At 45.1% G+C, this 21,908-nt stretch carries 23 protein-coding genes; 1 reads left to right on the top strand and 22 read right to left on the bottom strand.

Annotated features, from left to right (window positions below; translation table 11 throughout):
* Nucleotides 1-116 precede the first annotated feature (116 nt).
* From CHY_RS04280 to yiaY, 9 genes are all read right to left on the bottom strand, one after another.
* The gene (locus CHY_RS04280) at nucleotides 117-959 is read right to left on the bottom strand and encodes an FAD/NAD(P)-binding protein (protein WP_011343857.1); all 843 of its coding nucleotides are present in this window, start codon (nucleotides 957-959) and stop codon (nucleotides 117-119) included.
* Nucleotides 959-1,987, bottom strand: a complete 1,029-nt coding sequence (locus CHY_RS04275; protein ID WP_011343856.1) for a 4Fe-4S dicluster domain-containing protein — start codon at nucleotides 1,985-1,987, stop codon at nucleotides 959-961. The genes CHY_RS04280 and CHY_RS04275 overlap by 1 nt, the downstream gene beginning before the upstream one ends.
* 24 nt (nucleotides 1,988-2,011) lie before the next feature.
* Nucleotides 2,012-2,965: a 4Fe-4S dicluster domain-containing protein gene (locus tag CHY_RS04270; RefSeq protein ID WP_011343855.1), complete on the bottom strand. Its 954-nt coding sequence runs from the start codon at nucleotides 2,963-2,965 to the stop codon at nucleotides 2,012-2,014.
* Nucleotides 2,959-3,390, bottom strand: coding sequence for a hydrogenase iron-sulfur subunit (locus CHY_RS04265; protein ID WP_011343854.1), 432 nt, complete (start codon nucleotides 3,388-3,390; stop codon nucleotides 2,959-2,961). Before CHY_RS04265 ends, CHY_RS04270 begins: the two co-directional genes overlap by 7 nt.
* Nucleotides 3,381-5,363 carry a CoB--CoM heterodisulfide reductase iron-sulfur subunit A family protein gene (locus CHY_RS04260; protein ID WP_011343853.1) on the bottom strand — a complete coding sequence of 661 codons (1,983 nt, stop codon included), beginning with the start codon at nucleotides 5,361-5,363 and terminating at the stop codon, nucleotides 3,381-3,383. Before CHY_RS04260 ends, CHY_RS04265 begins: the two co-directional genes overlap by 10 nt.
* Complete coding sequence (locus CHY_RS04250) at nucleotides 5,360-6,223, bottom strand: CoB--CoM heterodisulfide reductase iron-sulfur subunit B family protein (protein ID WP_011343852.1); 864 nt, start codon at nucleotides 6,221-6,223, stop codon at nucleotides 5,360-5,362. Before CHY_RS04250 ends, CHY_RS04260 begins: the two co-directional genes overlap by 4 nt.
* A 154-nt stretch (nucleotides 6,224-6,377) precedes the next feature.
* The gene (locus tag CHY_RS04245) at nucleotides 6,378-7,718 is read right to left on the bottom strand and encodes an IS200/IS605 family accessory protein TnpB-related protein (protein ID WP_011343851.1); all 1,341 of its coding nucleotides are present in this window, start codon (nucleotides 7,716-7,718) and stop codon (nucleotides 6,378-6,380) included.
* 53 nt (nucleotides 7,719-7,771) lie between these two features.
* Nucleotides 7,772-8,359: a 4Fe-4S dicluster domain-containing protein gene (locus tag CHY_RS04240; RefSeq protein ID WP_011343850.1), complete on the bottom strand. Its 588-nt coding sequence runs from the start codon at nucleotides 8,357-8,359 to the stop codon at nucleotides 7,772-7,774.
* Between the two features lie 258 nt (nucleotides 8,360-8,617).
* The gene (gene yiaY / locus CHY_RS04235) at nucleotides 8,618-9,769 is read right to left on the bottom strand and encodes an L-threonine dehydrogenase (RefSeq protein WP_011343848.1); all 1,152 of its coding nucleotides are present in this window, start codon (nucleotides 9,767-9,769) and stop codon (nucleotides 8,618-8,620) included.
* Between the two features lie 119 nt (nucleotides 9,770-9,888).
* On the opposite strand from yiaY, the gene CHY_RS04230 reads away from it, so the two are divergent.
* Entirely contained in the window at nucleotides 9,889-10,752 is an 864-nt protein-coding gene (locus CHY_RS04230; protein ID WP_011343847.1) for a helix-turn-helix domain-containing protein, read from the top strand.
* Between the two features lie 141 nt (nucleotides 10,753-10,893).
* On the opposite strand, the gene pssA is transcribed toward CHY_RS04230, so the two are convergent.
* The 13 genes from pssA to CHY_RS12690 form a co-directional block, all read right to left on the bottom strand.
* Complete coding sequence (gene pssA, locus CHY_RS04225) at nucleotides 10,894-11,406, bottom strand: CDP-diacylglycerol--serine O-phosphatidyltransferase (RefSeq protein WP_011343845.1); 513 nt, start codon at nucleotides 11,404-11,406, stop codon at nucleotides 10,894-10,896.
* The gene (locus CHY_RS04220; RefSeq protein ID WP_011343844.1) at nucleotides 11,403-12,044 is read right to left on the bottom strand and encodes a phosphatidylserine decarboxylase family protein; all 642 of its coding nucleotides are present in this window, start codon (nucleotides 12,042-12,044) and stop codon (nucleotides 11,403-11,405) included. Before CHY_RS04220 ends, pssA begins: the two co-directional genes overlap by 4 nt.
* A gap of 47 nt (nucleotides 12,045-12,091) precedes the next feature.
* A complete protein-coding gene (locus CHY_RS04215; RefSeq protein WP_011343843.1) occupies nucleotides 12,092-12,772 on the bottom strand; it encodes a metal-dependent hydrolase in 681 nt (226 codons plus the stop codon).
* A 101-nt stretch (nucleotides 12,773-12,873) separates the two neighbouring features.
* Complete coding sequence (locus CHY_RS04210) at nucleotides 12,874-13,263, bottom strand: biotin/lipoyl-containing protein (RefSeq protein ID WP_011343842.1); 390 nt, start codon at nucleotides 13,261-13,263, stop codon at nucleotides 12,874-12,876.
* A 1-nt stretch (nucleotide 13,264) separates the two neighbouring features.
* On the bottom strand, nucleotides 13,265-14,818 hold the full coding sequence (gene accC, locus CHY_RS04205) for an acetyl-CoA carboxylase biotin carboxylase subunit (protein ID WP_011343841.1): 1,554 nt from the start codon (nucleotides 14,816-14,818) through the stop codon (nucleotides 13,265-13,267).
* 23 nt (nucleotides 14,819-14,841) lie between these two features.
* Complete coding sequence (locus tag CHY_RS04200; protein WP_011343840.1) at nucleotides 14,842-16,383, bottom strand: acyl-CoA carboxylase subunit beta; 1,542 nt, start codon at nucleotides 16,381-16,383, stop codon at nucleotides 14,842-14,844.
* The gene (gene mce / locus CHY_RS04195) at nucleotides 16,373-16,783 is read right to left on the bottom strand and encodes a methylmalonyl-CoA epimerase (RefSeq protein WP_011343839.1); all 411 of its coding nucleotides are present in this window, start codon (nucleotides 16,781-16,783) and stop codon (nucleotides 16,373-16,375) included. The genes CHY_RS04200 and mce overlap by 11 nt, the downstream gene beginning before the upstream one ends.
* Nucleotides 16,776-17,183, bottom strand: coding sequence for a cobalamin B12-binding domain-containing protein (locus tag CHY_RS04190; protein WP_041537652.1), 408 nt, complete (start codon nucleotides 17,181-17,183; stop codon nucleotides 16,776-16,778). The genes mce and CHY_RS04190 overlap by 8 nt, the downstream gene beginning before the upstream one ends.
* Nucleotides 17,184-17,193: 10 nt before the next feature.
* The gene (locus tag CHY_RS04185; RefSeq protein ID WP_083757264.1) at nucleotides 17,194-18,780 is read right to left on the bottom strand and encodes an acyl-CoA mutase large subunit family protein; all 1,587 of its coding nucleotides are present in this window, start codon (nucleotides 18,778-18,780) and stop codon (nucleotides 17,194-17,196) included.
* Between the two features lie 13 nt (nucleotides 18,781-18,793).
* Nucleotides 18,794-19,663 (bottom strand): succinate--CoA ligase subunit alpha, encoded by an 870-nt coding sequence (gene sucD, locus CHY_RS04180; protein WP_011343838.1) that lies wholly within the window; start codon nucleotides 19,661-19,663, stop codon nucleotides 18,794-18,796.
* Nucleotides 19,663-20,784, bottom strand: coding sequence for an ADP-forming succinate--CoA ligase subunit beta (gene sucC, locus CHY_RS04175; protein ID WP_011343837.1), 1,122 nt, complete (start codon nucleotides 20,782-20,784; stop codon nucleotides 19,663-19,665). The genes sucD and sucC overlap by 1 nt, the downstream gene beginning before the upstream one ends.
* A 159-nt stretch (nucleotides 20,785-20,943) precedes the next feature.
* Nucleotides 20,944-21,387 (bottom strand): hypothetical protein, encoded by a 444-nt coding sequence (locus CHY_RS04170; protein WP_011343836.1) that lies wholly within the window; start codon nucleotides 21,385-21,387, stop codon nucleotides 20,944-20,946.
* 78 nt (nucleotides 21,388-21,465) lie between these two features.
* A complete protein-coding gene (locus tag CHY_RS12690; RefSeq protein ID WP_011343835.1) occupies nucleotides 21,466-21,864 on the bottom strand; it encodes a helix-turn-helix domain-containing protein in 399 nt (132 codons plus the stop codon).
* Between the last annotated feature and the right edge of the window lie 44 nt (nucleotides 21,865-21,908).

Below are 21,908 nucleotides of genomic sequence, written 5' to 3'. Positions count from 1 at the left end.
ATTTCGCCACTTTGTTTAATATTCCTTTCCCTTCGCCCAGAATATTTATCAAAATATTTCTACACAATTCACGCTATTTCTACAAAATAAAAACCCGGCATACGCCGGGTAATTTTTTAAAACTCCGGAGGCAGTTTTTTAAGGTCACGCAAAGTAAAGACGGGACCATCAACGCATACAAATTTGCTTCCGATATTGCAGCGTCCGCATTTCCCAATACCGCATTTCATTTTTAATTCCAAAGTGGTTACCACCTGGTCCTCGGAATAACCCATCTTCTCCAACGCCTGCAAGACAAACTTAATCATGATCGGAGGTCCGCAGGTAATGGTTACTTTATTTTGAGGATTGGGATTCAGTTCTTCCAGGTAAGCAGGAACAAATCCCACATGGCCATCCCAGCCTTCTTCGGGACGGTCGATGGTAACGTAAACCTTGGTGTCCGGCTGCTTGGGCCAGTTGTCAAATAAATCGTATTTAAAGCAAAGGTCGGCGGAGGAACGGGCTCCGTAAAGGATTTCCACCTTACCGTAATCCTTGCGGTTTTCCGGGGCTAAAACAAAGTCAATAAGCGATCTTAGCGGCGCTAAACCAATACCTCCGCCGATAAAAAGGAGATCCTTTCCTTTCATCATTTCATAGGGAAAATGATTGCCGTAGGGACCCCGGATTCCCACCTTCATTCCTGGCTCCATCTGGTGGATAACGGAAGTAAGTCTTCCCACCTTCTTGATGGAAAACTCGAGCATTCCCGTCCTGGTTGGCGAAGAGGTTATAGAAATGGTGGCTTCCCCCACCCCAAAAATGGATATCTGCGCAACTTGTCCTGGTTTTTGTTTAAAAACTTCAAATACCCCGGGATCGTCAAAAACCATTTGAAAAGTTTTCACATCGGGGGTTTCATCAATCACCTTGGTTATGGTTGCAATATACGGTAATAAAGGATTTTCCAGTGCCATTACACCCCACCCTTTATGTCGGAAATTATTGCCCGGATGTCGATATTTTCGGGGCAACGCTGGACGCAACGGCCACAGCCTACGCACCCCACTATGCTATACCGGTCCAGGTGGTACTTTAACTTATGCATAAAGCGGTTTCTAACCCTTTCCTTTTTCGTGGGACGCGGGTTATGGCCGCCAGCCATCCGGGTAAAATCGGAAAACATACACGAATCCCAGCATCTAAACCGTTCACCGACCCCGTCACCCCGGTTAAAATCATTGATATCGAAGCAGTGGCAGGTCGGACAAACGTAGGTACAGATCCCACAACCAAGGCATTTTTGCGCCCACTTTTCCCAGAGGGGAAGTTCAAAGTTTTCATCCAACACCTCTTTAACCCCGGTTAAGTCAATAAACTTTATTTCTCCTTTAACCTTTTCGGTAAGCTTAGCTTTTTCCGCTTCTAAATTCGTGGTATCTTCAAAAACTATTCCGGGAATAGCCGAAACTAACCTTTCCCCGCGCTCGGTAACCACTTCCACAAGGTACTTATCCCCAACCTCGGTTAAATGAACATCAGCCCCATCGGCATCGGTAGGATTGATGCCATAGGCGGTGCAAAAACAAGTGGGTAAAGCTTTAGTGCAGGATAAACCTATCACATAGGTTTTATCCCGGCGTTCCTGATAATAACGGTCGGGAAAACAGGTGGTAAAGACCGGATCTAAAGCCAAAATGCTTTTTAAATCACAGGAATGAACGCCAAACAGTACCTGTTCGTCGGTTATTTTTTCCGGGGATTCCAATTCAATCGCCACATTGTTCTTGTTTTTTATGCGAAACATCTTTTCGGTTTGCGGAAAGAAAAGATCCTTCGGAGGCATCCGGGTAATTCCGTAATCAAAAACTATATCGTCAACCTTTTCCACTTCTCTAAAAAGGGTTAGACCATCGTCCTGTACCGGGGCTATTAGGGGAAACTTTTCTTTAATTGCCCCTAACCAGGTTTTAAGATTTTCCTTTAAGATGTATCCTTTTCTCATCTTTAAGTCACCTCGTAGGTTTAACTACATAAACTCTTCCGGATCATCGGTTTTAAAGGTCCCCAGAACCGGCCCCTGCTCGGGATTTTTGCCCGGAGTTTCTACGGCAAACAGTTCCTTCATATCTTTAATCATTTTGCGGTTCAAGGTGTTAACGGGTATCCCCATAGGACAGACCCGGGAACACTCGCCACAGTCCACACACCGTCCGGCAACGTGCCACGCCCGGATTAAGTGGAAAGCGGTATTTTCCGATAAATTAGCCGCTTTACCCACCCAGTTGGGTTCTGCCATGTCAAAAACGCAATCCCGGCAGTTACAGGCAGAACAAACGTTCCGGCAGGCATAACAACGGATGCATTTTTCAAACTGTTTATCCCAGTACCTGGATTTTTCCTCTACCGAAAGGTTTTCAATAGCTTTAACATCTTCATAATCGTCCGTTCTAAAAGGAGCCACTTCCTCGCCCAATAACACATCGTAAACAACGGGCGTTGGGGTTTCACACCGGTAACATTTATCCAGTAGATAATCTTCTTTGCGAAGTTTAAACTCGCCTTTTGAAGTTTTTACGATAACTTCGTCGCCCTGCTCGGTAAAATCTACCAAATCCCCGGAAAGGTCAAAATCTTTAGCAACTTTATTTTTATCCAATATACCCTTACAGGGTATACCGATTACATAAAAGTTCTCCCGGGGGAATACTTTGTCCTGAACCAGCCGGATTACAGAACGGGAATCACAACCTTTAACAATTACCCCAATTTTTATATTTTCATACAAATGATCCATCACAAATTTCGCTAAATTATTAACCGCAAAGGGCGACCAAATAAGCTGCTCCACTTCCTCCACCGACTTTACGAAAGCCGGCCGCACGGTCCCGGCATCGGAACCGGCGCCGTAACCAATAACAAAATCAACCTGTTTATTTTCCAAAAGTTCGGTAACGGTAGACTTAATTTTTTCCTTTAGCATCGGTCATCCCTCATCTTCTTGTTTGGTCCTAAGGCCCGCACCTCTTCGGTAACTTTCTTGGCAGTTTCCACCACTTTCTGGGCCTCCGAGCCGGAAATCCAGCGGGCATGAAAACGCCCTGGCTCAAAACCAATAAATTCAAAAAGCCGTTTCATTAAAAGGAATCTTCTGCGGGTGTAGTAATTGCCACTAACATAGTGGCAGTCACCGGGATGTCAGCCGGATACCAAAACCCCATCAATGCCCCGCTGAAAAGCTTTGATGACAAACTGGGGATTAACCCGGCCGGAACAGGGTACCCGGATTATCCGCAAGTTGGTGGGGTACTGCATCCGGCTAACCCCGGCCAGGTCTGCTCCGGCGTAGCTACACCAGTTGCAAAAGAACGCTATTATTTTCGGCTCAAAGTTTTGCTCTACAGACATATTGCTTCCACCTCCGCCAGGAGCTGTTCGTTGGTAAAGCCTTTGAGGTTAAGGGCTCCTACCCGGCAGGCAACGGTACAGGCTCCGCAACCCTGACACAGACTGGTGTTAACCGTTGCCACGGTGCGTTCGATAACCTTACCGTGAACCCGTTCGGTAATCTTCTTCATGTCGATAGCCTTATACGGACAAATGGGTTTACATAATTCGCAACCGGAACAAAGTGCTTCGTTAACCTGGCTGACGATTGGCTCGGCAGCTAACTGATCCTTGGATAAAAGCCCGATAACCTTGGCCGCCGCTGCACTGGCCTGCGCTACCGTGTCCGGAATATCCTTGGGCCCCTGGCAAGCGCCGGCTAAAAATACGCCTCCGGTAGTGGTCTCCACCGGCCCAAGCTTGGGGTGAGCTTCCTGGAAGAAGCCATCTTTATCTAAAGAAAAGCCGACAATTTTGGCAATTTCCTCCGACCCCTTGGCCGGTACCATAGCGGTGGCCAAGACCACCAGGTCGGCTTCAATTTCCACCGGAACTCCGGCCAGGGTGTCAGCTCCGCGAACAATTAATTTATCTCCTAAAGGATAAATCTTCGATACTCGCCCGCGAATGTACTGGGCACCATCTTCCAGGGTTTTGGCGTAAAATTCTTCGTACATCTTGCCGGCTGTCCGAACGTCCATGTAGAAGATATACACCTGCGCTCCGGGAATCTTTTCCAAAACCTGGTGCGCATGCTTGGCAGTATACATACAGCAGGCCCGGGAGCAGTAGCTCTTGCCTTTTTGGTCATCCCTTGAACCAACGCATTTAATAAATACAACCGTTTTGGGCTCTTTGCCATCGGACGGACGAATAATCTTGCCACCGGTAGGACCGGAAGCACTGGCCATCCGCTCAAAATGTAATCCGGTAATCACGTCCGGATACTGACCGTAACCGTACTCACCGTAGACTTTTTCCCACTCAAACAGGTCATAGCCGGTAGCCATGATAATGGCTCCGACTTTTTCTTTAATATATTCATCCTGCTGGTCGTAATCTACAGCACCGGTAGGACAAACTTTCTGGCAAACGCCGCACTTGCCTTTGGTAAATTGCCGGCAGGTAGTACGGTCAATAACCGGCTTATTGGGAACCGCCTGGGCAAAAGGAATGTAAATAGCTTTCCGTTTACCAAGCCCTAAGTCAAATTCACTATCAACTTTGGTGGGACATTTTTCCCAGCAAGTACCGCATCCGGTACATTTATTATGGTCCACCGATTTGGCCTTTTGCTTAATGGTAACTTCAAAATTACCAATATAACCGGAAACTTCGGTAACTTCCGCATAAGTATAAAGCTTAATGTTTGGGTGCTGCGCCGCAGCCGCCATCTTCGGGGTAGATATTCAGCTGGAACAGTCTAAGGTTGGGAAGGTTTTATCGAGCTGCGCCATTTTCCCGCCAATGGTTGGCTCCTTTTCCACCAATATAACCTGATACCCGGCATCGGCAATATCCAAAGCTGCCTGAATCCCGGCAATACCACCACCGATGACCAGGGCTTTTTTTGTGATACCGATGGCTGATTTGTAAAGGGGCTCCAAGCGTGCAGCCTTAAAGACAGCCCGTCTGACCAGTTCAATTGCCTTTTCGGTCGCTTTCTCTTTTTCTTGAGCATGGACCCAGGAAACGTGCTCCCGGATGTTGGCCATTTCAAACATATAGGGGTTAAGTCCTGCCCGTTCGGCAGCCTTTCTAAAGGTTTGTTCATGCAAACGCGGCGAGCAGGATGCCACCACGACCCGGTCCAAGTTGTGCTCTTTAGCCGCTTTGATAATTAGCTCCTGGCCGGGCTCCGAACACATGTATTTATAATCGGTAGCAAACACCACATTGGGCATTTCCTTTGCCGCCTCAGCTACTCTCGGGACATCCACAACCCCACCGATATTAGAACCGCACCAGCAGACAAATACTCCTATTCTCTTCATCGTGCATCTCTCCACTCCAGTACTTTTTTGGTGCTAACAAAGTGGGTATTTAAGCCAAGCTCCTCCGGTTTTAAACCGAGAGCTAAACCAATTAATTCGGTAAAGTACAATATGGGCAGGTTGAAGTCGTCCCCGTAAACTTCTTTAATCTGCCCCTGACGGGTGTCAAGGTTGGACTGACAAAGGGGACAGGCGGTAACGATAACATCCGCTCCGCGGTCTTTAGCCACCCGCAGGATATCACGGGTAAGTTTTAAGACAATTTCGGTATTGGAAACCGCCAGCGCTCCACCGCAGCATTCGGTCTTAAAAGACCAGTCAACCGTTTCCGCACCGGTCGCTTTAACCAAATCATCTAAAATCTGAGGGTTTTCCGGGTCGTCAAACTGCATAATTTGAGGTGGCTTGACCAATAGACAGCCGTAATAAGCTGCAACCTTTAGTCCGGTAAAAGACCTAACTTTCAAATTTTCTATTTGGTCCTTTGCCTTGGCGATAACTTCCACCAGAGAGTAGGTATGGGTATTTCCTTCATACGGCCGCGCTAAAGTACCATTGATTTTTTCCCGGATTTCCGGGTTTTCTTTCATTTCTCTTTCGGCCACCACCAACCGCTGGTAACAGGCAGCGCAGGGTGCAGCAATATCCAGACCCAAGGTTTCCGCCTGAGCAAGATTCCGCGCCCCTAAAGCTACCGCCAGTAAGTGACTGGTGCTGTGCCCGGCAGTAGCCCCGCAGCAGTTCCAATCGGGAATCTCTACCAGCTCAATGTTTAAAGCCTGAGCCACCTTTTTGGTGGACTTGTCGTATTCCTTAGCGGTTGAGTGGAGGGAACAACCGGGATAGTATGCGTATTTCATTAATTGCCGCCCTGGTATCCCAAACTGTACAAAACTGTACAGTTTGAGGCTGGGCTATTTGTAGTCCGCCCTTTCAGAGAGTGCCCATTCCCAGCAGGCGGTATTTAGACACTCCCATAGTCCCATCACCAAGCTATGGAACTTGCCGTGGCCTTCAGCCACCTTCTCCCATACCGCTTACGAGCATCCTCTTCAGCGGTGACAGGTCACGATATAATGGCCTGTCCAGGAGAGCTCCGGTCAGGAGGGCTACCCGCAAAACTCGCCACGGTTTGTACGGTAAGGTTTTCCCCTTTACCGCAGTACCTTCATTCCTTCCGTCGGTAGCTGAAGATACCGACCGTGACTTGCTCTGCAGGCTTTTCAAAAGCTCTCTATACTTCAAGGGAATTTTCTCCCTTAAAACCAATCCTCTTCGTGCTATCACATAGGCTGCTGCTGTATCTTTAGTTAAATTAAACTGCGGTGCATACTTTAGCATCCCTATTATGCTTGTGTAAGCCGGATTTACTTCTCTTATGGCTACCCCGTACCTTTTGGCAAGTATCTTTATTCTGGCAATAAGCTTTCTATAGCTAAAACTGTGTTTTACCCTTCTGGATTTTCTTCCCTTGTAATCTCCCCGGTAGCCTTTGTCTTTTATCGCTAACTTTTCTATTACTATGCCTTTGTTTTTCTCAAGGGCTAATTTTACAATTTCGTTGGCATATACCCATGCAAAGTAATCTCTTTTTTCTTTTCTCCCGTCCCAGAGATGTGGTGTGGGGATTTCCCCAAAGCTTTTCAGATTGCCGTCTTTTTTTATTTCAGCCCAGGCTATGTGTGATGGAAAAGCATTTAAGTCTATCCCGATAGCTCCATTGCTGAAATCTATTGCTGTATTTGGTAAGTCGTCTTCAAAGGAAATGTAAGCATAATATTTATTATTCTTTCTCTGCAGGCGAACACTGTAAGGACAGAAATTTAGCATTGTTTTTGCAAACTTTCTCCATTTTTTATGCGAACTATTAAGCTGGATAAACAGCCATTTTCTATTACCTGCATTTACTCTTAAAAAGAATTGGCCATTTTCTTCGATAACTCTTAAATTTAAGTTTCCCTGCTTGGTTTTATCCCCTCTGGAGAAAAGAGTTCCTTTGCGTTTATCTTCCCACTCTTTTTTGTACTTTTGCCTTTGCTTGCTGCTTAAATGCTTGCTTTTTAGTCTATAAAACAATACTTTCCCGCCAAAGATAACCTTGCGTGGGTTTTCTCCAAGTTCTCTGATACTTTGCAAAACTTCTTTAGCTTCAAGAATAGCGTCGTCTACATATCTGGAATTCAATCCAAAGAGGCTTTGCAGTTCTTTCTTCAGTTCTTTTCGGGCTTTTCCTTCAAGCAACCGGTTAAAGGCATATCTCTTGCAGGAGCTCCACTTTCGCATTAAGTTATCTAATATTTCTTTTTCTTCTTTCTTTGGGAATAACCTCGCCTGGATTGTTATGACTTGCTTCATTACCTTCGCTACCTTCCAATTTTGTATTGCAAAACAGTTATTTTATTATTGTACTATTTTACATTGTTCGGCTCAGCTGTTTGAACTTCCAGTTTTTCTATAGTTTCAAAAATCTTTTTAATTTCTCCCGAATTCTTTACCTTGGATGGGAAAAAGGTCAGTTTACCTAAGGCTAACATTTTCGGTCCTAAGCTGGCATCTTTAAAGGGTTGACCGGTTTTCAGGTTAAAATTAAGAATTAAACCCAGCTCATAAAGCTTCCCGTATTTTCTAATCATATCCAGGAAAATCCGGTTAAAAGCCGCTACATTCCGGCTGTTTGCCGTATAACCTTTACGGCGGGCAATTATCCTTAAGCTGTCCATAACTCTGGCAATGTCGATATTTTTCGGACAACGGGTCGTACAGGTGTTGCAGGAAGCGCAAATCCAGATGGTCCGGCTCCGTAAAACCTCTTCCCCTATCCCGATTTTTGATAAATGCATAATCTGGTTCGGGGTGTAATCCATGGCATACGCCACCGGACAACCAGCGGTACACTTACCGCACTGGTAGCAATCCCTCAAATGCTGGCCGCTTTCCTTTTCAACCTCTTCAATAAATTTTTCATCTCTGAGCTTTGTATAATTTAGAACATTCATAATGTTTTACACCTTTTAAGGTGTTTATCTTCACCTCCTATCCCTTTCCCGTCAAAGATAAGGTTTTTCATACGGTATTTATATTCTTCTTTCAGGGGAAAATTCCTCTTTTCCTTAGCGATTTTTTCGACAAATATCATTAATTTTTTTTATGGGGTATTAGGATTCAACGGGTAAATGCCAGAGGCAAAGAAATTCGCCAATACCCGAAGTATTGGCGAATATTAAACGGCAAAAAGTCTATCGATGCAGTTAAAATTACATTGCTTCTTTAAATATCCGTATAATATCATCTAAGCTCGCCTGCTTTGGATTGGTAAATCCGCAAGCATCTTTCAGGGCATTTTCGGCTAAAGTCTTAAGATCCTCTTCCTTAACTCCTAATTCCTTAAGACCCGATGGTATGCCAATTTCCCGCGAAAGATTTTTAATTGCTTCAAGTACCTTTTCTCCAGCTTCTTTTGCCGTTAAGTTTTCTACATTTATTCCCATTGCCTTAGCTATATCAATAAACCTTTCGGGTACAACCTGCAGATTATAGGCCTGCACATGAGGTAGCAATACAGCATTACACACACCATGAGGAAGATCGTAAAACCCTCCCAGCTGGTGGGCCATCGCGTGTACATATCCTAAGCCTGCATTGTTAAAGGCTACCCCGGCTAAATACTCCGCATAAGCCATTTTATCCCTTGCCTCAATATCCTTTCCATTTTCTACTGCCCGTTTCAGGTATTTAAAAATAAGCTCGATTGCCTTTAAAGCTGCCGCGTCGGTAACCGGAGTTGCATCAATAGATACGTAAGCTTCAATAGCATGGGTTAAGGCATCCATACCCGTTGCGGCAGTTAAAGCTTTTGGCATCTCTACCATTAATTCGGGATCGTTAACAGCCATTATCGGAGTTACATGCCAGTCGACAATGGCCATCTTTACGTGTCTATCCTCGTCGGTTATTATTGAAAATCTCGTCATTTCACTTGCGGTACCAGCAGTAGTGTTTACCGCCACCAGAGGTAACATGGGTTTAGCCGACTTATTTACCCCTTCATAATCCTTGATGGAGCCACCATTAGTTGCCACCAGCCCAATGCCTTTGGCACAGTCATGAGGCGAACCTCCACCAAAGGAAATTAAAAAATCACAGTTGTTCTCTTTTAACATTTTAAGACCATCTTCAACATTTTTAACCGTAGGATTTGGTTTAGTTTCATCAAAAATAACGTACTCGATTCCTTCGTTGTCCAGGATTTCGGTTAACTTATTAACAAGACCAATCTTAACCAGTACCTTATCGGTTACAATAAGAGCTTTTTTAAAACCGAGCTTTTTAATTTCCTCGCCGGCCTCTTTCAGGCAGCCAATACCCATTAGGCTAACCGGCGGCATGTAAAAACGGTACGTCTTCATTTTTATAACCTCCTATTCATTTTATTTTTAAAGTTTGATAAAATTATAACAAGCAAAAAACGCCGAATCTAACCCGTTTTTGCAAAAAATAACCCAAAATTGCACGAGGGGTGAAAATAATGCTTTTACCTAGTTTAACCCCCGATAAAGAGTTTGATACCGAAAAGGCGAAAATTTTATATTATGATTTTGTTAAACCAGTTAAAGCTACTTACTATTCCAAGAATTACTTAAGAATTTGTACAATTTTAGAAGGTAAAAAGCAAGTTTCGATAAATGAATTAGAGCGCGTCGAATATACTAAAGAGAACTTTGCAATCTTAGCCCCTAATTCAAAGGTAGACTTAAACATCGAAAATAAAACCAAAGCTCTTGTTATTGAAGTCGATAATAATGTTGTTAATCAGTTAATTGAGAGGATCCAATTTGAATTAGGCTATGAAGAAATAAAAAAAATTACCAATTACTTTTTCTTATGTAACTTTACTGAGGAAATGTTGGAAACTTATAAAAGGATTGTAAGGACCTTAAACAGCCAGGAAAAGGGCAAAGAGTTTTTGCTGGACCTCTATATCCAGGAAATGCTCTATGAAATATTAAAATTTAGAGGTGCAAAGGAAATTATAAACTCCGTAAAGAACGCCAGGATCAACAATATTTTAAGCTATATTAATGAAAGTTATCATAAGAACATTAAAGTAGCCGATATTGCCAAAATTTTTGGAATGGAAGAGTATGAGTTTTGCAGATATTTTAAGACCTATACTTGCAAAACCCCAAAGGAATATATAAAAGAACTCAGACTTAAAAAAGCCAAGGAACTATTACAATATCAGAGCGTCACCGAAACCTGCTATGAGGTGGGCTATGAAAATATTTCGTACTTCATCAAAGAATTTAAAAAAGCCTTCCAGATGACCCCAAAGCAATACCAAAAGGAGGCAAAAAATAACAAAAAAGACGGGATGGACCCGCCTACTTAAGAAAAAGTTTAATTATGGATTTTAAAATACCCGGTAAAGGAATATAAATTACCCGCACACCAATCCCTCCTTTTAGGGCTACCATAGTATACGATTGCTAAAAGGGATTGGTGATTGGTTCATACTTACTTTAATGAAAAATTAATACTTGGGAACTTTTATTCTACTGACCATAAGATAAGCCAATAGAGGAGTAATAACGAGAAACGCTACCGGCGGAAAAGCCGCAAGTTTTAACGATAAAAGTACCAGTACCGCGGTAAAACCTCCGGCAAAAGTTATGGGTACGCCGATAAAATAACCGGTAATGTCTAAAATATTAAAACGGGCAAGCCTCCAGGCACCGGCCATCGTATATACCACTATAATAAATAAACCAATATAGCCGTAACCGCTTAAACTATCGGCATAAACTAACAGGGCGGGAGCCACCCCAAAGGATACCAAATCCGCCAGGGAGTCCAACTGCTTGCCAAAATCCGAAGCTACCGCAAAACGACGGGCCAGCCTGCCATCTATGCCATCGGAAAACACGCTTATCAAAATTAAAACCGCTGCCAATAGGTAGTTCTCATTGATTGTGGCAATAATTGAAAGCATGCCCATCGCTAAATTTAAAAGAGTACATACCGACGGTATTGCCCTTAAAATCATCCCTTAATCCTCCCGATAACCGTAATGCCACCATACACCCGCTGGCCTTTTTGCACCAAAACTTCCACCGTTTCTTTCGGCAAATAAATCTCGGTACACGACCCAAATTTAATCATGCCCAGTAGCTGTCCTTTTTTTAATATGTCCCCCGGTTTTACAAAACTTACAATCCGCCGGGCAATAAAACCGGTAATTTGTACCACCAACACCTGAAGATACGGATTTTTTATCCCAATGTAATTTCGTTCATTGATTTCCGAAGCGTGACTTTTAAACGCCGGAAGAAATTTTCCCTCACGGTAGTAGACATACTCCACCTGTCCTTCCACCGGGGCTCGATTGACATGAACATCAAAAATTGATAAAAAGATACTGATTTTAACCGCCGGACCTTTTAAGTAATAGCTTTCATTCACTTCCGCTACATCCAAAACCACACCATCCGCCGGTGAAATAATTGCTTTTTCATCTTCCGGAATGGTTCTTCGCGGATTTCTAAAGAAAAAAACGACAAAAAGAAACAAAAGAAACACCAAAAGGCCCAGCCAGAAATTAATAAGAGCTCCTAATACTGTTAGAACTCCTAAGGCAACCAAATACCAAAACCCTTCGCGATACATTACCAGTGGCTCTTTCATAAACTCCTCCGCCGGAAAATCTAACGTTTATTTTATCATTATTTCCTTTAAAGAACAACCATCTCCCCGGGATTCAATACTTTGATTGCTACTCCTAAAGCCCGGCCTTTATCTTGAAATTCCCCGACATCCGCAGCAATTACCGGCCAGGTGTTGTAGTGCATGGGAATAGCATATTTGGGTTTAACAAGTTCCAGAGCTTTTAGCGCATCTTTAACGTCCATGGTAAAATTGCCACCAATCGGTACCAGTAAAATATCCACCGGGTCTATTTCGGCAAGTAATTTCATATCGTAAAAGAGTCCGGTATCTCCGGTATGGTATAATGTTTTCCCGCCAACGGAAAGTAAAAAGCCGCAGGGATTTCCCAGGTATTCCACTGGCCCTTCTCCAAAGGAGCTTCCATGCCAGGCGGGAGTAAGCTTTACTGTAAACTGCCCAAAGTTATATCTTCCGCCAATATGCATGGGATGGGTTTTAACGTTCTGGCGGGAAAGAAAATTGCAAAGTTCAAAAACACCAATTACGGTAGCACCGCTTCTTTGGGCAATTGCTACGGTATCCCCCAGGTGGTCACCGTGGCCGTGACTTACCAAGATGTAATCGGCAGTAATTTCGTCGGGGCGAATTTTGGCCTGAGGATTTCCCGTTAAAAAAGGATCAAACAAGAACTTAAGCCCTTCTTCCTCCACTAAAAAAGCGGCATGACCCAGAAAAGTTATTTTCACCTTCCATCCCCTCCATCTGAATATGTAAATTTATTTATCTATTTTCTTTATAATAACCCAAAATCCTTTTAATTAAAAGAAAAAAGAGCCAAAAGGCCCTTTTATTTTAAGGTTATCAAAACCTGCCCCGCCTGTACCGTATCTCCTTCGGCAACTAAAATCTGGTCTACCACCCCGCTTCTTCCGGCAGTAATTTCATTTTCCATTTTCATGGCTTCAATGGTTATCACCACGTCCTGGGGCCCTACCGTATCTCCGGGTTTAACCTTAATAGCTACCACCACTCCGGGCATCGGAGCTTTTATCCCCGCGGAAGCCCCACTGGCCTTTGCTGCCGGTACAGGCGAAGAAAGGCTTCTTATTTCCGAACCAACCGCTTTTCGTTCTATATCCCGGGTATTTGGTAAAACTCCCCAACCTTCGGTGTGGATTTCTTCCACCTCTATCTCGTATTCCCGGCCGTTTACCCGGATTTTAAATTTTTTTACCATCTTATACACCTCCTCTAAAAAGCCGACGCTGCATTTGTTCCAAAAGGCCTCCGATTTTCCAGGGAGATAACGTTAAATGCTGCTCCCGCGTTTCTTTCTTTGAAGTCTGATCGGCCGCAAAGGCGGCAGCTACCGCAGCAATTATTTCCTCTAAAGGTTGTTCTTGCTCCCCTTCGGCACCAAATATCTGTTTATCCCGGTAGGTTTCCAGGTCTTCTTCGGTTAAAGGTTCCATCCGGCGTTTGATAAAGTTGGTATAAACCTCACCCCGGCGGTAAAAGGCATTATCCATCACCTTGCGTAAAAAAGGTAAGTTGGTGGTAACACCGCCAATTACAAACTCCTCCAGCGCTCGTTTCATCCTGATAATCGCTTCTTCCCGATTTCTTCCCCAGACAATTAACTTGGCAATCATCGAATCATAGTAAGGCGGTATGGTATAACCTTCGTAAACTGCCGTATCCACCCGGACAAAAGGCCCCTGGGGCAGCATTAATTTTTTTATTTCCCCCGGGGTAGGAATAAACGATATCGGGTCTTCCGCATTTACCCGGCACTCAATAGCGTGTCCGTAAATTTTCACATCTTTCTGGGTAATGCTTAACCTTTCTCCGAGGCCGATTTTTATTTGTTCCTTGACGATATCTATGCCGGTAATCATTTCGGTTACCGGATGTTCCACCTGTATCCGGGTATTCATTTCAATAAAATAAAAGTTTCCCCGATCATCCAGCAAAAATTCCACCGTTCCGGCCCCGGCGTAATGAACGGCCATGGCGGAGCGCACCGCCAGTTCGCCCATTTTTTTCCGCATTCTTTCCGTTAAGACGTGGCACGGTCCTTCTTCGATTACCTTTTGGTTGCGCCGCTGCAGGGAGCAGTCCCGCTCTCCCAAATAAACCGCGTTCCCGTACTGGTCGGCTAAAATTTGAAACTCCACGTGCCGGCAGTCCTGAAGATACTTCTCTAAATATAATTTGGAATTACCAAAGGTTGACGCGGCTTCCCGGGCCGCGGATTGAATCGCTTCTTCCAATTCCTTGGGAGTGTGAACAATCCGCATCCCCCGGCCCCCGCCTCCGCCGGCAGCTTTGACAATTACCGGGTAGCCAATTTCATCGGCAACCTTCAGGGCTTCCCGGAAATCATCAATCTCGCCATCGGACCCGGGAATTACCGGAACGCCGGCTTTTTTCATGATTTCCCTGGCTACCGCTTTATCCCCCATAAGTTCAATAGCTTTGGCCGAAGGCCCGATAAATTTTATCCCGGCATCCAGGCAGCTTTTAGCGAACTTAGAGTTTTCCGCAAGAAAGCCGTAACCGGGATGAATTGCGGTAACCTGGTTTTTTAATGCGGTATTGATTATTTCCTCAATATTTAAGTAACTCTTATTTTCTTTTAAGGGGTAAGCTTCATCGGCCATTTTCACCGGAAGGCTATCTTTATCTGCCGGGGTATAAACCACCGCCGAAGTTATTCCCAGTTCTTTGCAAGCCCGGATTATTCTTAGGGCAATTTCACCCCGATTGGCTATTAAGATTTTTTCCTGCACCCCTATCACCTCCCCGGGGGTTGTTAAAAGGGAATATTTCCGTGCTTCTTCATGGGTCTTGATTCTCTCTTGGTACTTACAGCCAGAAGGGCTTTAATCAAACGGTCCCGGGTCTCCCTGGGATCAATCACATCATCGATCATCCCTTTGGCAGCCGCGACATAGGGATTGCAGAACTTTTCCCGGTACATCGCCGTTTTTTCCGCCCGCACCTTGGCCGGGTCTTCCGCCTGGGCGATCTCATCCCGGAAAATAATATTGGCAGCACCGTCAGGGCCCATCACCGCGATTTCCGCGGTCGGCCAGGCAAAAGCCGCATCGGCTCCCAGAGAACGACTGCACATGGCCACATAAGCCCCACCGTAAGCTTTCCGCAGGATTACCGTAAGCTTGGGAACGGTAGCTTCGGAATAAGCATACAGTATCTTGGCTCCGTGCCGGATAATTCCACCGTACTCCTGATTGATTCCCGGCAAAAAGCCCGGTACATCCACAAAGGTTAGAAGCGGAATATTAAAGCAATCGCAAAAACGCACAAACCGGGCAATTTTATCGGAAGCATTGATGTCCAAAGTCCCCGCTAAATACTTGGGCTGGTTGGCCACAATACCCACTACCCTTCCGGATAGGCGGGCAAAACCCACCACCGCATTTTCCGCAAAATACTTATGCACTTCAAAAAATTCGCTGTCATCGACAATGCGTAAAATTACCTCCCGGACATCGTACTGCCGGTTGGGATCTTCCGGAACTATATCCAGGAGCTCTTCGGTCGAATATTTTGGCGGTAGCGGAGCCTTAACCGGCGGTTCTTCCATGTTGTTCTGGGGAAGGTACTCTAAAAGCTTTCGCACCATACTCAGGGTGATTTCTTCGTTTTCCCCCACAAAATGGGCAACGCCGCTTATGTGGTTATGGGTCATAGCACCGCCGAGCTCTTCGGGACTTACTTCTTCACCGGTAACCGATTTAATGACCTGGGGGCCGGTAATAAACATCTGGCTGGTTTTATCAACCATGAAAATAAAATCGGTTATTGCCGGCGAATAAACCGCTCCCCCGGCACACGGCCCCATAATCACCGAAATCTGCGGGATAACTCCCGAAGCCAGGGTATTCCGGTAAAAAATATTTCCGTAGGCACTCAAGGAATATACCCCTTCCTGAATCCTGGCTCCGCCGGAGTCGTTAAGCCCGATAAAGGGAACTCCCGCTTTCATGGCTAAGTCCATTACCTTACAGATCTTGGCCGAATGGAGTTCCCCCAGTGATCCGCCGTAAACGGTAAAATCCTGGGAAAAGAGGTAAACCGTGCGCCCATTGATGGTACCAAAGCCGGTTACCACCCCTTCCCCGTAGTTTTCCATGTCGCTCTTGGCAAACTCTCCCTGTTCTCCCCGCACAAACATATCCAATTCGACGAAACTTCCCGGATCCAACAAAAGGTTAATCCTTTCCCGTGCTGTAAGTTTGCCTGCTTCGTGCTGCCGTTTTATCCTTTTTTCGCCGCCCCCCAAAAGGGATTCCTGTCTTTTCCGGTTAAGTTCCTGTAACTTATTCTCCATCGTCCACCACCTCACAAAGTTCTATTAAAACACTGTTAGTTGATTTCGGATGGATAAAGGCAATTTTTTTCCCGTGAGCTCCAGGGCGCGGTTTTTCATCTATTAAGTTAAAACCTTTTTCCTTTAAAGCGGCCAGCATCCCTTCCAAATTTTCCACTAAAAAAGCAATGTGATGGATTCCTTCTCCGTGATTCATTAAAAACCGGGTAACAGCACTTTTTTCATCGGTGGGCATTAATAATTCGAGATTACTTTCGCCCACCGGGAAAAAAGCTACTTTAACCTTTTGTTCCGGTACTTCCTCCGTTCCCGCAATTTGAAAGCCTAAAAGCTCAAAAGTTTTTACTGCCTGTTCCAAATTCGAAACCGCAATGCCTATATGGTCGATTTTTTTAAACATCTTTTCCCGCCTCCCTTACCAGCTCTTCTATCACTTTCACCACATCCGCCGTCAAACTTCCGGGACCAAAAATCGCCTTAATCCCTTTCTCTTTTAAGTAAGCGTGATCTTCATGGGGAATAATGCCTCCCCCGATTACCGGAATATCTCCGGCTCCCAGTTCTTTTAAACATTCCACTACCCGGGGGAAAAGCTCATTGTGCGCTCCCGAAAGGCAGGAAAGCCCGACTACATCCACATCTTCCTCCACCGCCGCTTTGGCGATTTGTTCCGGAGTTTGGCGAATCCCCGTATAAATAACCTCCATACCTGCATCCCGCAGCGCCTGAGCGATAACCTTAGCTCCCCGGTCATGGCCATCTAAACCCGGTTTGGCTATTAAAACCCGAATTTTTCGCATCGTAACCCCCCTATTCCTGACGGTACTCACCAAAGACTTCCCGTAAAACTCCGCAGATTTCACCTAAAGTCGCATAAGCCTCCACCGCTTCTAAAATGGGGTAAACTATATTATCCTTACTTTCGGCAACTTCTCTTAAGCGCTTTAAGGCTTTTGCCACCCGTTCGTTATCCCGATTTGCTCTTAATTTTTGTAGTTTTTCCCGCTGCACCTTCTCAATTTCCGGGTTAACCCTTAATAAATCCTTTGGCGGTTCCTCATCAATTACAAAACGATTAACTCCTATAACCGTTTTTTCCCCCTTTTCTATCGCCCGCTGGTACTCATAACTGCTCTTCTCAATTTCCCGGCGCATAAAACCATTTTTCACCGCTTCTACCGCCCCACCCATCTCATCGATTTTCTTTAGATACTCCCAGACCTTTTCTTCAATGGCATCGGTTAAACTTTCCACATAATAACTTCCGCCAAGGGGGTCAACGGTATCGGTAACGCCAATTTCATAAGCAATCACCTGCTGGGTTCGTAAGGCCAGAAGAGCCGCTTCATCGGTGGGAAGACATAAAGCTTCATCGTAACTGTTGGTGTGCAGCGACTGGGTACCGCCAAGCACCGCCATTAAAGCCTGATAGGCAACACGGATAAGATTTACCTTGGGCTGCTGGGCAGTAAGGGTGCAGCCGGCCGTTTGGGTGTGGAAGCGCAAAAGTAAGCTTTTGGGATTTTGCGCGCCAAACCGTTCCTTCATGATTTTGGCCCAAATCCGCCGGGCCGCCCGGAATTTGGAAATTTCCTCAAAAAAGTTTAAATGGGCGTTAAAGAAAAAGGAAAGACGCGGGGCAAATTCATCCACCGATAAGCCCGCTTGAATTGCCGCTTCAACGTAGGCAATTCCGTTGGCGATGGTAAAGGCTAACTCCTGCACGGCAGTCGCGCCCGCTTCCCGGATATGGTAGCCGGAAATACTAATGGTATTCCACTTGGGTACTTCTTTTTTACAAAAGGCAAAAATATCGGTAATAATCCGCATAGATGGTTCCGGCGGAAAAATATACGTTCCCCGGGCCACATACTCCTTTAAAATATCGTTTTGGATGGTGCCGTTTAAATTTTTGGGGTCCACTCCCTGCTTTTTGGCTAACGCAATATACATCGCCAGTAAAACCGCCGCCGGTGCATTAATGGTCATGCTGGTGCTAACTTTATCAAGGGGTATTCCGGAAAATAGCTCTTCCATATCCAAAAGAGAATCCACGGCAACACCAACCTTGCCAACCTCTCCCCGGGCCAGCTCATGGTCCGAATCATAGCCAATCTGGGTGGGTAAATCAAAGGCTACCGATAACCCCGTCTGCCCCTGTTGTAAAAGGTAGTGAAAACGGGCATTGGTTTCCCTGGCAGTACCAAACCCCGCATACTGGCGCATCGTCCACAGTCTTCCCCGGTACATATTGGGCTGAATGCCCCGGGTATACGGGTACTGCCCCGGTTCACCGAGTTTCTCTTGATAGTTAAAGCCTGCAAGATCATCGGGGCCGTAAACGGTTTTGACCTCGATCCCCGAGTCTAAAACCACTTTTTTCTCCTCAACAGCCATCCCCAACACCCTCCTACTTAACCAAAGCTGATTTCATTAACACCGGCACTTCCCAGGGCACTTCCGCAATTAAAGCGCCGGCATTCCAGAGGGCATCAATTTTACTCTGGTAAGTGCCCCGCCCCCTCTCAATAATAGCCCCGGCATGCCCCATTCTTTTTCCCGGAGGCGCTGTTTTTCCAGCAATAAAAGCCACTACCGGCTTATTAATGTGGCGAATGACCTCCGCCGCTTCTTCTTCCGCTGTACCGCCAATTTCACCCACCACCACAATTCCCTGGGTTTCCTCATCCCGGGCAAGGCTTAAGATCACTTCGGCCAGGGAAAGTCCCACTATTCGATCTCCCCCCAGCCCCACGACCGTCGATTGACCCAAACCCGCCCTGGTTAATTCATAAGCAATCTGGTAGCTTAAAGTACCGCTTCGGGCCACGATCCCAACCGGACCTTTCTGGTAAATGGTATTGGGCATAATCCCAACTTTGGCAATTCCCGGGGAGATAACTCCAAAAGTGTTTGGACCAACAACGGTAACTCCGTAGGCTTCTGCCACCCGCATAATTTTCAGAGCATCGTGTAAGGGTACATGCTCGCTAATAATAACAATGGTTTTAATCCCCGCTTCCATTGCTTCCAGAGCAGCATCCAAAACAAAGGGCGCAGGGATAAACAATATCGAGGTATTGGCTCCGGTATTTTTTACCGCATCTAAAACGGTATTAAAAACCGGCACCCCTAAAACCTCTGTCCCCCCTTTACCGGGACTTACACCGGCCACAACTTTGCTCCCGTATTCCAGCATTTTCCCGGTATGAAACCGTCCCTGATTACCCGTAATCCCCTGGACAACTATCCGCGTTTCTTCGGTAATAATGATAGCCACTAATTATCCCCCCCAACTTTGGCAAGCTCCACCGCTTTAATCACCGCTTCCCGCAGGGAAGAAAAGCTTTCCACTCCCGCCTCCTGAAGCATTTTTACCCCGATATCTTCATTGGTTCCCACCAGGCGAATCACCACCGGCACCGTTATTTCCCTCTCCTGTTTCACCGTTAAGTAAGCTTTTGCCACCTCATCACAACGGGTTATACCGCCAAAAATATTTATTAAAATTGCCTTGGGATTGGTGGAGATTAAAAGGTCCAGCGCTTTGGCCATTTGCTCGGCGTTAGCCCCACCACCGGCATCCATAAAATTCTTTGGCCTTCCGCCAAAATAGGCAATTAAGTCCAAAGTAGCCATGGTAATTCCCGCACCATTGGCCATCACCGCTATATCCCCATCCAGTTCGACAAAGGATACGCCAATTTCCTCGGCTCTTTTTTCCAACGGGGTTTTTTCTTCGTTAAAGGGAAGGTCCGCGGGCCAGCGAAAACGCGCATCATCATCCACCGTCATCTTGCCATCGGCGGCGATAAGCTTTTCCCGGGAAATCACCAGGGGATTTATCTCCACAAGCTCCGCCTGGTAAGTTTCAAAAATGCGGTATAAGTTAATTAACAAAGTAGCAAGCTGTTTTCCTAAATCTCCCGTAAGTCCCAGCTTTTGCGCCACCAGGTTTCCGTGATAATTTCTAACTCCAATTAACGGGTCTACGGGAAGTTTTAAAATTTCCTCTTCCGGTACTTCTTCAATGTCCACGCCACCCGCTTTTGAAGCAATCACTACCGGCTTTTTAATCCGTCCATCCACAAAAATTGATAAATAAAGCTCCTGCTCAATGGGAATTTTCTCTTCAATTAAGATTGCCTGAACTTTCTCTCCCTTAATGGTCATCTTCAAGATAGCTTCCGCCAGTTCAAAACCTTCTGCCGGATTGGAAAAGATTTTTACCCCCCCGGCTTTACCCCTGCCACCGGTTAATACCTGCGCTTTGATTACTCCTTCGCCAACTTTTTCCAGATGGTTTTTGGCCTGCTCTAAATCAAAAAAAACCTCACCCCGGGGAACTAAAATCCCGAACTCCCTCATAATTTTCTTTACCTGGTATTCAAAAAGTTTCACTACCTTCCCTCCTTGCTGAATAAATTTATGTTGAAAAATAAAAAATCAACTTTGTATACACTATACAATTTAAATCTTTTTTACTAATATTATATATATTCTTAATTTTCATATTTTTCTCTTTATTTTTTTAATTTCCTGCCTGGTGAAAAAAATAACTTATTTTCTGAAACTTATCTCCAAACGAAAGATTTTTGCCCTTATTAACGAAGCAGTTGCTGTTTTTACCCGGCAAGCTAAACCATATTTTTTACCGCAACTTAAAATAATTGCTGCTTTCCCCTTCCCACCGCAAAAAACAATTTCATCCAGAGAAAAATAACCATAACAAAAATCCCCGGCAAAAGCACGGTGGCGAAATTTTAAGGGAACGAACACCCGTTCCCCCAGAACCAAAGGTACCGGCTCCCCTAAAGCTCTGGCCATACTCCTTAAGGCTTTAAAATCCACAAAATAATACCACAATATTTCTCGTCGAAAGCTTTTAATACTTTTCGGGAGAAACACCTCATCCCCGCCTTTCATTACCACCATCGTTCCTTCACCAACTCCCGGCTTTAAACATGGATAAAAGCCGATCACTTCGTTATACTTTATCGACATAAAAACACCTCCGCCCAGCAATTTACTTTTGCCCGGGGGAGGTTTTCGTGTAGCAAAAAGGGAGGATTTAAGGGAGTTTTAATCAAATTCAAAATTAAAAAGGGTTTCCTTATTAAACGAATAACCGTAACCTTTATGACAGAGAATAATATTTTCGTATCCCAAATCCCGAAGCTTCTTTCTCAGATTTTTTAAATGCCATTTGAGGCTTTCATCGCTAACTCCGGCAAAATCCGCTAAAACCCTTTCCATAATTACTTCCTTAGAAACAATTCTGCCCCGGTTTTCCCAGAGGAAAACCAGCAAGCGATATTCGGTGGGGGTTAAATAATTTTTTAAAGTAATCTTTGTTTTGTCGGCAAAGTAGTGCTGGTACTGTTCATAAAAAGCATCCACAATAACTTTCTCTTCCTTATATTTGATAATAACTTTGGCGCCGGACAAAGTTTTCCTGGCCTGGTCATCTAAACTGTGCATTTTTGCCAAGTTTAGATGGCTGGGGTATTTGTTGTCCGCCTTTC

The sequence above is a fragment of the Carboxydothermus hydrogenoformans Z-2901 genome (assembly GCF_000012865.1).
In the GTDB taxonomy this organism is placed as follows: Bacteria; Bacillota; Z-2901; order Carboxydothermales; family Carboxydothermaceae; genus Carboxydothermus; species Carboxydothermus hydrogenoformans.
This window is presented reverse-complemented; position numbering and strand designations above follow the sequence as displayed.

Coding starts and splice junctions, on each gene's coding strand:
- CHY_RS04280 (WP_011343857.1), bottom strand. CDS start 959: ATGGCACTGGAAAATCCTTTATTACCGTATATTGCAACCATAACCAAG.
- CHY_RS04275 (WP_011343856.1), bottom strand. CDS start 1,987: ATGAGAAAAGGATACATCTTAAAGGAAAATCTTAAAACCTGGTTAGGG.
- CHY_RS04270 (WP_011343855.1), bottom strand. CDS start 2,965: ATGCTAAAGGAAAAAATTAAGTCTACCGTTACCGAACTTTTGGAAAAT.
- CHY_RS04250 (WP_011343852.1), bottom strand. CDS start 6,223: ATGAAATACGCATACTATCCCGGTTGTTCCCTCCACTCAACCGCTAAG.
- CHY_RS04245 (WP_011343851.1), bottom strand. CDS start 7,718: ATGAAGCAAGTCATAACAATCCAGGCGAGGTTATTCCCAAAGAAAGAA.
- CHY_RS04240 (WP_011343850.1), bottom strand. CDS start 8,359: ATGAATGTTCTAAATTATACAAAGCTCAGAGATGAAAAATTTATTGAA.
- yiaY (WP_011343848.1), bottom strand. CDS start 9,769: ATGAAGACGTACCGTTTTTACATGCCGCCGGTTAGCCTAATGGGTATT.
- CHY_RS04230 (WP_011343847.1), top strand. CDS start 9,889: ATGCTTTTACCTAGTTTAACCCCCGATAAAGAGTTTGATACCGAAAAG.
- pssA (WP_011343845.1), bottom strand. CDS start 11,406: ATGATTTTAAGGGCAATACCGTCGGTATGTACTCTTTTAAATTTAGCG.
- CHY_RS04220 (WP_011343844.1), bottom strand. CDS start 12,044: ATGAAAGAGCCACTGGTAATGTATCGCGAAGGGTTTTGGTATTTGGTT.
- CHY_RS04210 (WP_011343842.1), bottom strand. CDS start 13,263: ATGGTAAAAAAATTTAAAATCCGGGTAAACGGCCGGGAATACGAGATA.
- CHY_RS04200 (WP_011343840.1), bottom strand. CDS start 16,383: ATGGAGAATAAGTTACAGGAACTTAACCGGAAAAGACAGGAATCCCTT.
- mce (WP_011343839.1), bottom strand. CDS start 16,783: ATGTTTAAAAAAATCGACCATATAGGCATTGCGGTTTCGAATTTGGAA.
- CHY_RS04190 (WP_041537652.1), bottom strand. CDS start 17,183: ATGCGAAAAATTCGGGTTTTAATAGCCAAACCGGGTTTAGATGGCCAT.
- CHY_RS04185 (WP_083757264.1), bottom strand. CDS start 18,780: ATGGCTGTTGAGGAGAAAAAAGTGGTTTTAGACTCGGGGATCGAGGTC.
- CHY_RS04170 (WP_011343836.1), bottom strand. CDS start 21,387: ATGTCGATAAAGTATAACGAAGTGATCGGCTTTTATCCATGTTTAAAG.
- CHY_RS12690 (WP_011343835.1), bottom strand. CDS start 21,864: ATGCACAGTTTAGATGACCAGGCCAGGAAAACTTTGTCCGGCGCCAAA.